This is a genomic window from Bacillus sp. FSL L8-0099, from assembly GCF_038006385.1.
GTDB lineage: Bacteria > Bacillota > Bacilli > Bacillales > Bacillaceae_G > Bacillus_A > Bacillus_A toyonensis.
The window spans coordinates 224729-237500 of sequence record NZ_JBBOVC010000001.1 but is presented as its reverse complement, the minus strand read 5'-3'; the positions used below and the strand labels follow the sequence as shown (position 1 = coordinate 237500).

Sequence of the window (12772 nt, the reverse complement as noted above, 5' to 3'; positions counted from 1 at the left end):
AATTCTTCTTTACCATACATTTCATAATATCGATAATTCAGTTCGATATTGTGACTCTTCAATAGATAACGTCCACCAGTTGTACGTAATCTATTATTAAACATCGCTTTATGTAAGAATGGCATCCCGAAGTATCGTAGGGATACTTCTTCCACTAGCTGCTGAATTTCTTTCTCATCCATTCTCATTCCTCCTAAACAAAAAAATATTTTTACACTTTTCTCCCTTCCTATACATATATTAAATAGTACATATACCCATCCTCATTCAAGAAGCGTGGTTTCTAAAAATACGACATTAATAGAAATCCACTCATTAACCTCTCGTCAATAGTACCTTAACTACAAAGGTAATTTTTTGAGAGTAGGATTATACAAGGAGGGATTCCTATGCCTACATGGCTAAAAAAACAAATGCAACGTGCATATTTTGAAAAAAACCGGTATCAAATTAAATTGCTAAATGAATGCTGGTTTTATTATAGCAAAATACATCAAAGCTCATAATCCATTACACTTTCTACTCCATAAAAAAAGAGCAGTTTTATCTGCTCTCTTTTCTTACTATTCAATCGGTAACATAGATAATGCAACACGACCTTTTTTTGTATCAATATCATCTACCCATACTTTTACGATTTGCCCTACAGATACAACATCTAATGGATGCTTTACAAACTGTTTGCTTAATTTAGAAATATGCACTAAACCATCTTGTTTTACACCAATGTCAACAAAAGCACCAAAATCAACAACGTTACGAACTGTCCCTTCCAGTTCCATACCACGCTGTAAATCTTCTAATTTCAAAATCCCTTTTTTCAGAAGTGGTTTTGGCAATTCATCCCTCATGTCTCGCTCTGGACTAATTAAGGCATCAATAATATCAACCAATGTCGGCTCACCGATCTCCGTCTCTTGAGATAATTTAGAAACATCCACTCCCTCTAAACTCTCCTGCAAGTTCGGTTTCCCTACATCGTTCTTCGATAACCCTAGACTCTTTAGTAGCAATTCGACATTTTTATATTGTTCTGGATGAATCCCTGTACGATCTAACGGATTCGCGCCTTCTAATATACGTAAAAAACCAATACACTGTTCATATGTTTTCGCGCCTAAACGAGGGATTTTCTTTAATTCAGTACGCTTCGTAAATTTCCCATCTTCCTCACGCTTAGCTACAATATTTTTCGCAACTGTTTTTGATAACCCCGAAACATATTGTAACAACGCAACTGAAGCTGTATTTACATTCACACCAACTTGGTTAACCGCTGTCTCTACCACAAATGTTAACGATTCATTTAATCTCTTTTGAGTTACATCATGTTGATATTGCCCCACCCCTACCGATTTGGGGTCAATTTTCACGAGCTCAGCCAGTGGATCTTGCAGGCGTCTTCCAATTGAAACCGCGCTTCTTTCTTCAACTTGGAAATCAGGGAATTCCTCACGAGCTAAATCGGAAGCCGAATACACACTTGCCCCTGCTTCATTTACAATAATATAAAAAACATCCTGTTTCACACTTTGTAATACATCTACTATAAACTCTTCCGTTTCTCTAGAAGCTGTGCCGTTCCCAATTGCAATCATTTCAACTTGATATTTATCTATAATAGAAAGAACTTTCGTTTTTGCATCATCATATTTACGAACAGGTGGATGCGGATAAATAACATCGATATATAGAACTTTCCCCGTATCATCTACTACAGCTAATTTACAACCAGTTCTATATGCAGGGTCTACGGCTAGCACAACCTTCCCTTTCATTGGAGGTTGTAATAATAAATTACGTAAGTTCTCAGAGAAAATATGTATCGCTTGTTCTTCAGCTGTTTCTGTTAATTCTTTTCGAATTTCTCTTTCGATCGAAGATTGAATTAATCGTTTATAACCATCCTCAATCGCTAATTGTACATAATGCGCACTTTTTGAATCGTTATCACGGATTACTTTCTTATATAAGAAAGTTATTATCTCATCTACTGGTGGAACAACAGAAACTCTCAATATATCTTCTTTCTCACCACGATTCATCGCTAATACACGATGCGGTACTACTTTCTGCAACGGTTCTTCATAACTGTAATACATTTCATATATATTCTTTTCATCTTTTTCTTCGTCTTTTACAACCGAAGACATAACACCTTTTCTAAAAGTAACATTCCGAATCCAACTACGATACGCAGCTTCATCTGAAACGATTTCTGCAATAATGTCTTGCGCACCTTGCAACGCCTCTTCTGCAGATTCCACTTCTTTTTCTGCATTAACAAATTCCATAGCCTTTTTAGCCGGATCTTCTTTTTTATATAACAATAACCATTCAGCTAGCGGTTCTAATCCTTTTTCTTTTGCAATCTTCGCTTTCGTTCTTCTTTTCTCTTTATAAGGACGATATAAATCTTCTACTTCCTGTAGTTTCGTTGCGGTAACAATATGACGGCGCAACTCTTCGGTTAGCTTACCCTTTTCACCAATAAGACGAAGAACCTCTTCTTTCCTATCTTCAAGCTGCATCATATATTGCCATCTCTCTAAGATTGCACGAATTTGCACCTCATCTAAAGAGCCTGTCCATTCTTTTCGGTAACGAGCAATAAATGGAACTGTGTTACCTTCTTCTGTTAATTGAATAACATGACGAACTTGCTTTTCAGTAAAGCCTAATTCTTTCACTAACATTTTCATTAACGCTTGTCGATTATCTACCATTTCCATATACAACCGTAACCTCCTCTATAATAAAAAAAAGTTGCCCTTCAAAGAGAGCAACTTAAACTGCCGATTTAAAAATCTATTAGTCCTAAACTAATTTGTAACGCTTCATCTACACGAATCATCATCACTTCATCCAAATGAGTGATTTTGTCCGTTAAGCGTTGCTTATCGATTGTTCGAATCTGCTCAAGTAAAATAACAGAATCTCTCTCAAATCCATACTTTTTCGCATCAATTTCCACATGAGTGGGTAATTTCGCTTTTTGAATCTGTGCAGTAATAGCCGCTACAATCACCGTTGGACTAAAACGATTTCCGATGTCATTTTGAATGACAAGAACCGGACGAACGCCTCCTTGCTCAGAACCAACAACTGGGGAAAGGTCTGCAAAATACACGTCGCCGCGTTTTACAATCAAAATATTACCCCCCGCTAACTAAGCGTTCTACCGTATGAGCTGCTTCATACTCTGCTAAGAAAGCTTCAGATGCAATACCAAGATTAATTTTTCCCATTTCAATGTACCCACGTCGCATTGATTCATGTTGGTAGCGTTTCTTCGTCTTATGTTGACGCAATAACAGTTGTGTTGCCTGGCAAATTAGTTCATGGCGATTCTTATTCTCTTGTTTTCCAATTCCGTCCAATTCCGTTACCATTTGCTTTGGCAACCGAACCACGATTTCAGTAGTTACACTTGATTCGGACACAAAAATACACCTCCACCGTCAACTACACACCCAAATATATATATGACACCTATTGTAATAATACCATTGTATGGAGCCTGTTGCAAAGACTTCCTTATTCCTTGCTTATGTTTTCCAATTCACAGGAAAAACATTCATCTTCTATTATTTTTCATCTTATTTTAAACAAGGAACAAAAGAATTCCTATGCAAAACTTATATTAAAAGTGATTATAAGTAAAAGCTTCTCATCAAAAAAGAGCATATTTTCCATCAATAAAAAGCTCAATTAAATGACAAGAAGCAAATTAGATGATCTTCTATATATTATTCAAATAATTGATGATTTCTACAACTTTACCATGTCGTATAAATATTCTCGGCACACGGAAACTAATCGTTGCAATAATTTCATAATTAATAGTCCCGGAATATTCAGCAACCTCTGTAGCGCTAATATATTCATCACCTTGTCGTCCAATGAGTGTAACTTTCGTACCAAGCGGGACTTCACAAGGAAGATGAATCATGAATTGATCCATTGTTACTCTCCCTACAATCGGTACTCTTTTACCATCCACAAGCACTTCAAATCCTTGTAATCTTCTAAGCCAGCCATCTGCATATCCAATCGCAACAGTTGCAATCCATTCTTCAGTTTTTGTTCGGTAAGTGACGTTATAACTAATTCCATCCCCTTTAATCACCTGTTTAATATGAGCAACTTTCGTATGCAATGATAACGCCGGTTCTAATTTAAATGGTAAAAAAGGACGTATTTCTACAGATGGGGATAATCCATACATCGCAATACCAATTCGTACTGCATTAAATGTAATTCCTTGAAAACGTAAAGTTGCAGCACTATTAGCTGTATGGACAAATTTAGGATCCACTCCGAATTCCTTCAACCAACTTAACTGCTGCAAGAACGTGTTATATTGCTTATCAAAATACGAAGTCTCAACCTCATCTGCTGTTGCAAAATGCGTATATACTCCTTCTAACTCTAAAAATGGTGCACCTTCTAAACTCTTTAAGAATTCTTTTAATTCTTTGCGTTCGCGTATTCCAATTCTCCCCATACCACTATCAAAATTAATATGGAATTTCATTATAGATGAACCATCCCATAGTTTGATGGCTTCTTCCACCCATTCTTTTTGAAAAACAGTTAATGCTACATCATTTTCAGCAGCTACATTTATATCTCGAGGCGGGGAAGGACCTAGCACTAAAATTGGTACGGTAATACCAGCCCTTCTAAGAACTAAGGCTTCATCTAAAAAAGCAACTGCTAATCTTGTTGCACCTGCTTCTAATGCCGTTTTAGCCACCGGTACATAATCGTGCCCATATGCATTCGCTTTAACTACAGCAAAAATCTCAACATTACTCGGAATGAACTCTTTAATATGCGTAATATTGTTATAAATCGCATCTAAATCCACTTCCACCCAAGTATCACGGTAAAATGACGCTTCTTCCATAAATACACTTCCTTATACACGATATGCGAAGCTTATTCTTTTATATGCTTCTTTTATGAAATCCACCTTCAAACTAAGAAAAGACGTGGTGCACATATATCACCACGTCTAAGAAGTTTACTTCACCTGCTTCGCTGTAACTGAACGAGCTACCATTAACAACTCATTCGGCTCTAAACCTTTAGACACGAGCATATATTCTACTCCGTTATGTGACCACGTTACAGATTCTTTCGTCAATGCACCAATCGTAAACCCAAGATCAACCGGCTCTCCACTTACACTTACCGCTGACGAAGCCTCTGCAACTTTTGCCTTTTCTTGTATTAAGGTAAAGGATTTCTTATTTCCAGTGTATGTGAGTATCGTACGCTTGCCACTGTCTGTCTTCAACTCTTTTTCGTCTTTCAGAGTCATGCCTTGCGGCGTATCACGCGGATACAAAATAGCAAATGGTTTGTCTTCTTTCGCTGTTGTTTGAACATCTACTTGCGCTCTAGACATATTTTGTTTCGTATCAAATGCACCTTTATCAAATTTCGCATCGAATTTCACTTTAGAGAAATCTACTTTCACAAGAACATTTTGATCATTATCCATTAATTTCACCGAAACTGGTGTTAAATCGCTTTTCTTCAATGTAATCTCTTGTTTCGGTAACATATTTTGATGTTGATAGTTTGTTTTTGTTTTGAAAATATAATATTTATCTGTTTTCTCGAAAGTAAGGTTTTTCTTATCCTGCAAAATATCTCTTACAAGTGATTCATATAAATAGGCCTGGCTACTATTTTGCGGCCAATCACTTTGAAAACGGAAACTCTTATTAAGCGCTGGCGTTAATACAAATACCCCTTCTTCATTTCTTAAAATAATTTGGCTCTGATCTTTTTTTGCATTCTGTAAATTCACACGATAAAAAGAAGGTTCTTTATGCCAAATTTCCACTTTATACTCCTGAGGCTCATTCCCTGTTTTAATAGTTAATTTCGCTTCAGCTTGATAACTTTTCATCCCTTTCACTTTCGCTTCTAAATCTCTCACAACATCATCTTGTTTCTTTTCCATACAGCCCGCCAACACAAAAACGGTCAATAAACCGACAAGAACTAAAAACAGACGCCTTTTCATCACTTCAGCCCCTTTGCCCCTATAAATGAATGGAAGGTGTACCTTCCTTATCGCTACCTCAAATATATGAGACAAGGATATGAAATATGCAGACTAGCGTGACGAGCTTTCTAAAACAACTTGTGCAACAGCAAATTCCTTACTATGACTAATTGATAAATGAACAATATGCTCTGTATTTGCAATAAGAAGCGGCTTCCCTCTATCATCATTTTTCACTTCAATATCTAAAAAACTCACTTCTTTCCCGATACCAGTGCCTACCGCTTTTGAATACGCCTCTTTCGCTGCAAATCTTCCCGCTACAAACTCTGTAAGGCGACTCCCTTTCAGTTCCATAGCAACATTACGTTCACTTTCAGTTAAAATACGTTCCATAAATTTAAGCTTTCCATCTAGCATTTTTTCAATTCGATTCAATTCAATAATATCTATTCCAATCCCTACAATCATTTCGAAATCCCCTTCTTCTATTTAGCTTTCTTCTTTCATATTGTAAGAATAACAGAGAATCATTCTGATGCAAAAGGAGTGATACTACCAGCATGCTAATACGACCCACTCGCATTTCCTTAAATCCAATCATCCTCTCTTTACTTCTTATTCAACTATTCATGATGATGTTAGGCGACTTCTTTCTCTTTCCAATGGCAGCTAACAATGAATATATCACTAAAGGAGAATGGTGGCGTGTCATAACTTCTCTGCTCGTACACGTGGACTTACAACATTTTCTTTCTAATAGTATTTGCTTATTTATTCTTGGCTCTTCTATCGAAAAACAACTCGGACACATTTCTTTTATCATTCTATTTTTTCTTCCCGGTATTTCCGGAAATATCGCTTCTTATATTATTATGCCTCCTGAATACATTCATACGGGAGCATCTGGTGGGATTTTCGGGTTACTAGGCGCCCAACTATTTTTATTGTACAATCGATACCGCCCTTCACACTCAAAAGAAATTGCTATTTTCTCAATCATGATACTTATATTACTATTATTTACTTTCTTTAATCCTTTCGCCAATCCTATAAGCCATTTAGCAGGATTAATAACCGGTGGTATTTTAACTCCTTTTTTAACAAAAAAATTCGATGGTGCTGAGCTTATTTAATGTAAAAGCTCGCACCATCGATAATTTCCACATCTATTTGTTTACTTAAGTCTCTCATGAGTTGAAATAAAGACTCATCCTTCTGCTTCGCCTCAATCATACAATCAATTTGCCCAACACTTCCCTTAATCCTTCTTAAAAAAGATAAGAATGCATCAACATCAATAAAATCAGCGTGTGCCCTCGGGTCTTTCTCATCTCTAGGACTGGAGATATGCATTTTAACTGGTAACAAAGATGTTTCCCACGTATGAACAACACGCGCCCAATCTTCATGCCAATCTTCTCGTTCATTGTTCATCGTATGATGATGCAAATCAAACACGACCGGAATGTCTAATTTTTCTCCTAAATACAATGTTTCCGCTAGCGTGAAGGTTGTATCATCATTTTCTAACATGATCATTTCTTGAATACCCCTTGGAACGTTAGACCAATTTTCTATAAAGCGTTCTAATGCGAGCTCTTTATCTTTATAACCTCCTCCAACATGTAATACACATCGTTGCTTATGTTCAATCCCCATACCTTTTAACATTTTTTTGTGCATCTGCAAAGTTTTTACTGACTGTTTAAAAATACTTTCCTCCGGTGAATTTAGTACAACAAAATGATCCGGATGGAAATCAATTCGCATATTCATACGAATTGCGTATTCACCTAGCACTTTTAAACTTTCTTTTAATGGACGAATATAGTTCCACTCTAACAATTCCTCATGATTCGCTAAAGGAATAAGCTTAGAACTAAGTCGAAAGAAAGATATATCATGCCCCTTATTATGCTTTAATAACCGCAAGCAATTTTCCAAATTCAAATTAGCGATTCTTTCAAGTTTACGAATCGCAGCCTCTCGATCATCAATCCGTTGAAACTGTGCATATGTCATCGTTTGAGATGGAGATGCGTTCTTCAAATGCACACTCATCGCAACATACCCAAGCCTTACAAGCATATCGTACCTCTTTTCTACATGAGTTATTATGTAGTATGTACAATTTTAGAAATAAAAAAAGAGAATGCCAACAAAGGGCATTCTCTTTTTTTATTAAGCTTGTGGACGGCTATGATGTTTTCTTTCGCCGCGTCCATTTGAAGAAGATCCAGGGCGACCTTGACCTTCACCTCTACGACCACGGTTACCATCACGGCCACCATCACGATTGCGATCACGATTACGACCATCGCCACTGCGTCCATCACGGTTACGGTCACGGTTACGACCATCGCCACTGCGTCCATCACGACTACGATTACGGTTACCATCACGGTATCCGCCTCCGTTACCACCGCGTTTTTTAGAACCGCCACCTCTTGAAACAACTGGTGGTTCTGATGTTAAAGCGATTGGTGTTGTATCTGGCTCTTTTGTCATCATTTTTAAAGCAGCAGCTACTACTGTTACAGAGTCGTTCTCTTCTAACATTTCTTCTGCAATACGCTTGTAGTATGATAAGTTATCATTTTCAATTGTGCTTTGAAGTTTTTCAGCGATTAAACGTTGTTGACCTTCTAGTGCCTCGTCAAGTGTCGGTGCTTCCATACGGTCAACCTTACGTTTTGTTGTACGCTCGATATTTTTTAATTGTCCTGATTCACGTGGTGTTACAAATAACATTGCAATACCTTTTTTACCTGCACGGCCAGTACGACCGATACGGTGAACGTATGATTCTGGATCTTGTGGGATATCGAAGTTGTATACGTGTGTTACGCCTGAAATATCAAGACCACGCGCAGCAACATCTGTTGCAACAAGAACTTCAATAGCACCTTCTTTAAATTTACGTAATACAGACATACGTTTCGCTTGTGTTAAGTCACCATGAATACCTTCTGCTGCATAACCACGTAAGTTTAATGCTTCTGATAATTCATCAACACGACGCTTTGTACGACCGAATACGATCGCAAGCTCTGGAGATTGAATATCTAGTAAGCGCGTTAATACGTCAAACTTTTTCTTTTCTTGCACTTCTAAATAGAACTGCTGAATGTTTGGCATTGTTACTTCTTTTGCTTTTACTTTAATGTGTTGAGGCTCAGTCATGAAACGCTCAGCAATACGACGGATTGGATCTGGCATTGTCGCTGAGAATAATAATGTTTGATGTGTTTCTGGCACATCTGTTAAAATTGCTTCAATATCTTCAATGAAGCCCATGTTTAACATTTCATCCGCTTCATCAAGAACAACAGTCTCAACGTTTTGTAGGCGAAGTGTTTTACGGTTAATATGATCTAAAATACGACCCGGCGTACCAACAATAATGTGTGGGTGTTTTTTTAGAGCACGAATTTGGCGGTTAATATCTTGACCACCATAAATTGGTAAAATACGAACGCGTTTATGTTTACCAATTTTGTATAGCTCTTCTCCAACTTGAATTGCTAATTCACGCGTTGGCGCGATAACAATACCTTGAACTGCTTCTTTACGAGTATCTACTTTATCTAATAGCGGTAATCCAAATGCTGCTGTTTTCCCTGTACCTGTCTGCGCTTGCCCAATAATATCTTTACCTTGCAATGCATGTGGGATTGTTTCAGCTTGAATCGGCGTAGCCTCTTCAAAGCCCATACTTTCAACAGATTGCAATAAAGATTCACTTAATCCTAATTCTCGAAATGTTGTCAATGTTACTTCTCCTTTTCTATCCTATACTTATCATTTAAAAAAAGGCATTTTCCGAATTGGCGGAAAAGCCCTTTTCCTGAATGCTCACGTATATAAACGGGCGTATTTCTACACGAAAATACTTCTAAACGTTATTACACTTTATCAATTATAAGTTTTGTATGTGCAAAAAGCAAACCCAACTGTTACCTTATTTTCATATTCAGGACTTTTTTTCTTCACTTTTATTTTTTAACATCCTCTGTAAGCGCTTATTATAAGTTTCTTCTATTTTCGTGACTATCATCCCTATTTATATTCACCAATTATTTCAACATCGTAATAAATTCTTCTAATTTCATACCACGAGATGCTTTAACTAATACAACATCGTTATTACCAACTACCGCCTGTAAATCTTTTACAAGCTCTTCTTTATTATGATAGGCCTTTACACGTTCACCAGGGAAATTAATTTCCGCTCCCTCAGCAATTTGAGCCCCTAATCTACCATATGTGAATACATATGAGATTTTTGCTGGGTCAATTAATTTACCTACTTCATAATGAAATTGAACCTCTTGGTCTCCAAGCTCTAACATATCACCAAGCACAACGATTTTTTGAGAAAAACCATCTAAACCATTCATTAAATGGAATGCTGCTTCCATAGCTGTCGGACTTGCATTGTAAGCATCATTGATAATTGTTAACCCACTATCCTTTTTTACAATTTCCATGCGCATACCTGTCATTTGAAGTGTTACTAAACCTTGTTTCATTTCTTCCCATGTCACACCAAAATGTTTCGCAATCGCCATAGAAGCAAGTGTATTATACACATTATGTTTCCCTAACACTGGTATATAGAATGAAATGTTTTCTTCTCTATTCATTTTAAAATGTGTGCCAGTTGCCTGTAATGTTACAGTCGTTGGATAGTAATCGTTTGCTCTCGCATCACCAAATGTTACTGTTTCCGTCGCTAAATTCATTTCAGGAACACGATTTGTTAATAATTGCTCATCTCCGTTATATACGAACACTCCGCCTTCTTGTAATCCTGCCACAATTTCTAATTTCGCTTCTGCAATTGCCTCACGAGAGCCTAAATCCATTAAATGCGCCTCACCAATGTTCGTAATGATAGCTGCATTAGGACGAGCTAACTTAGATAAGAATTCAATTTCTCCTCGGCTTGACATACCCATTTCTAATACAGCAACTTCCGTATTTTCTTCTAGGTTTAAAATAGTAAGAGGTAAACCAATATGGTTATTGAAATTACCTTCTGTTTTTTGAACTTTGAATTTAGTCGCAAGAAGGCTTGTTACAATATCTTTCGTAGATGTTTTACCGTTACTACCTGTCACACCAATAACTTTAACATCCAATTGATCGCGATAGTTTTTCGCTAACATTTGTAATGCCAATAGTGTGTCTTCTACAAAAATAACTGGAAGATCCTCAGGCGGATTTGCTACATCTTTCATCCATAATGTAGCAACAGCTCCATTTTCAACAGCTTTATCTACAAAAGCATGTCCATCGAAACGTTCACCTTGAATCGGAACATATAAATTTCCTTTTTCGATTTTTCTCGTATCAATAGACACTCCCTGTATAGTAATTCCCTCATACTGCTCTGCTAATCCCGTACCATTTATCATCTGTTCTACTTGTTTTAACGTTCGATTAATCATGAAAACACTCCTTACATAGAGGAAGCACTATTCCTTCGAATAGTGCTTCCTCCTTTTTTGTTATATTGTATATTTAATTTTTTGTTTTTCTTCGTGACGTTCAATCGCTAAACGAATTAGCTCTTCGATTAATTCTGGATATGGTAATCCAGTATGTTGCCATAATAGAGGGAACATACTAAACGGCGTAAATCCTGGCATTGTGTTTACTTCGTTAATATATACTTCTCCGTCTTTCGTTAAGAAGAAATCAGCTCGTGTTAAGCCTGCACCATCTAAAGATTGGAATGCAACAATTGCATCTCGCTTAATTACATTAGACTCTTCTTCTGTCATTTCAGCTGGAATAATTAACGCTGTATCACCATCGATGTACTTCGACTTATAATCATAAAAGTCCTTTTTCGGTACGATTTCACCTACAACTGAACATTTCGGTTCGTCGTTACCTAGTACACCAACTTCTACTTCACGACCTACGATATTTTCTTCTACAATAATTTTGCGGTCGAATTGGAATGCCTCTTCGAATGCACTCTCAAGTTCTTCACGATTTTTACATTTATTAATACCAACACTTGAACCAAGGTTTGCTGGTTTTACGAAGCAAGGATACCCTAACTTCTCTTCTACTTTGTCATAAGCTTCTTCGCGATTTTTTTCCCATGCACTACGAATGAAAGATGCATATTTCGCTTGTTTCAAACCAGCTTCTGCAAAGATATTTTTCATAACAACTTTATCCATACCGGCAGATGATGCTAGAACACCATTTCCTACATAAGGAATGTTCATTAATTCTAATAACCCTTGAACCGTTCCATCTTCACCATTTGGTCCATGTAGTAATGGAAAAATAACGTCGATAGCATCTTCCTCAGAAGTTGCAGATGGAATAATTTCCGTGCTTAATGATAACGGAGAAATCGAATTTTCTGCACCGCTCATTTTTAAAGCTTCAACATCCGTTACTTCACCTTCAATACGCTCACCGCGTACCCATTGACCTTGCTCTGTAATATAAATCGGATGAATCTCGAATTTATCTTGATTTAACGCTTTAATAGCAGCAAGAGCCGTCTGTAACGAAACTTGATGCTCAGCTGATTTTCCACCATATAATAAACCTAATTTAATTTTCGTCAATTAAATCACCCTAACCAATTGTTTTCATTTTTCTATTTTAGCACTTTTTATAAAAATAGGTAGTTCCTATTTGAAATAAAATGTAACTTCCACAAATAATTAAATGACACCACTTATTGGATTTCTACACTTTTCTATTTCATTT

13 protein-coding genes (1 of these 13 only partly in view) are annotated in these 12772 nt (G+C 36.8%); 2 read left to right on the top strand and 11 right to left on the bottom strand.

What is annotated here, in order from left to right; all coding sequences use genetic code 11:
• On the bottom strand, positions 1-182 hold the beginning of the coding sequence (locus MHH42_RS01355) for a SprT family protein (protein WP_070174050.1). Its footprint begins 277 nt before the window's first position; only the first 182 of its 459 coding nucleotides appear in the window; the start codon lies at positions 180-182; its stop codon lies off the left edge, out of view.
• A 207-nt stretch (positions 183-389) separates the two neighbouring features.
• On the opposite strand from MHH42_RS01355, the gene cmpA reads away from it, so the two are divergent.
• Complete coding sequence (cmpA, locus tag MHH42_RS01350; RefSeq protein ID WP_001143642.1) at positions 390-506, top strand: cortex morphogenetic protein CmpA; 117 nt, start codon at positions 390-392, stop codon at positions 504-506.
• Between the two features lie 57 nt (positions 507-563).
• Here cmpA and MHH42_RS01345 read toward each other — a convergent pair whose 3' ends face one another.
• The 6 genes from MHH42_RS01345 to acpS form a co-directional block, all read right to left on the bottom strand.
• A complete protein-coding gene (locus MHH42_RS01345; protein WP_070174049.1) occupies positions 564-2732 on the bottom strand; it encodes a Tex family protein in 2169 nt (722 codons plus the stop codon).
• 68 nt (positions 2733-2800) lie between these two features.
• Positions 2801-3151 (bottom strand): type II toxin-antitoxin system endoribonuclease NdoA, encoded by a 351-nt coding sequence (gene ndoA / locus MHH42_RS01340; RefSeq protein ID WP_000635963.1) that lies wholly within the window; start codon positions 3149-3151, stop codon positions 2801-2803.
• 4 nt (positions 3152-3155) lie between these two features.
• A complete protein-coding gene (locus MHH42_RS01335) occupies positions 3156-3443 on the bottom strand; it encodes an antitoxin EndoAI (RefSeq protein ID WP_000004570.1) in 288 nt (95 codons plus the stop codon).
• Between the two features lie 299 nt (positions 3444-3742).
• Positions 3743-4912 carry an alanine racemase gene (gene alr / locus MHH42_RS01330; protein WP_000390621.1) on the bottom strand — a complete coding sequence of 390 codons (1170 nt, stop codon included), beginning with the start codon at positions 4910-4912 and terminating at the stop codon, positions 3743-3745.
• 117 nt (positions 4913-5029) lie between these two features.
• Positions 5030-5980, bottom strand: coding sequence for a LolA family protein (locus MHH42_RS01325; protein WP_002037834.1), 951 nt, complete (start codon positions 5978-5980; stop codon positions 5030-5032).
• Between the two features lie 156 nt (positions 5981-6136).
• Entirely contained in the window at positions 6137-6496 is a 360-nt protein-coding gene (gene acpS / locus MHH42_RS01320) for a holo-ACP synthase (protein ID WP_000635049.1), read from the bottom strand.
• A gap of 92 nt (positions 6497-6588) precedes the next feature.
• On the opposite strand from acpS, the gene MHH42_RS01315 reads away from it, so the two are divergent.
• Positions 6589-7161 carry a rhomboid family intramembrane serine protease gene (locus MHH42_RS01315; RefSeq protein ID WP_000908503.1) on the top strand — a complete coding sequence of 191 codons (573 nt, stop codon included), beginning with the start codon at positions 6589-6591 and terminating at the stop codon, positions 7159-7161.
• Here MHH42_RS01315 and uvsE read toward each other — a convergent pair.
• From uvsE to MHH42_RS01295, 4 genes are all read right to left on the bottom strand, one after another.
• The gene (gene uvsE / locus MHH42_RS01310) at positions 7154-8116 is read right to left on the bottom strand and encodes a UV DNA damage repair endonuclease UvsE (RefSeq protein WP_070174048.1); all 963 of its coding nucleotides are present in this window, start codon (positions 8114-8116) and stop codon (positions 7154-7156) included. The genes MHH42_RS01315 and uvsE overlap by 8 nt on opposite strands.
• A gap of 93 nt (positions 8117-8209) precedes the next feature.
• On the bottom strand, positions 8210-9799 hold the full coding sequence (locus tag MHH42_RS01305; protein ID WP_000206605.1) for a DEAD/DEAH box helicase: 1590 nt from the start codon (positions 9797-9799) through the stop codon (positions 8210-8212).
• A gap of 305 nt (positions 9800-10104) precedes the next feature.
• Positions 10105-11481: a UDP-N-acetylmuramoyl-tripeptide--D-alanyl-D-alanine ligase gene (gene murF, locus MHH42_RS01300; protein WP_340892727.1), complete on the bottom strand. Its 1377-nt coding sequence runs from the start codon at positions 11479-11481 to the stop codon at positions 10105-10107.
• A gap of 60 nt (positions 11482-11541) precedes the next feature.
• Positions 11542-12627, bottom strand: a complete 1086-nt coding sequence (locus tag MHH42_RS01295) for a D-alanine--D-alanine ligase (RefSeq protein WP_000161430.1) — start codon at positions 12625-12627, stop codon at positions 11542-11544.
• Between the last annotated feature and the right edge of the window lie 145 nt (positions 12628-12772).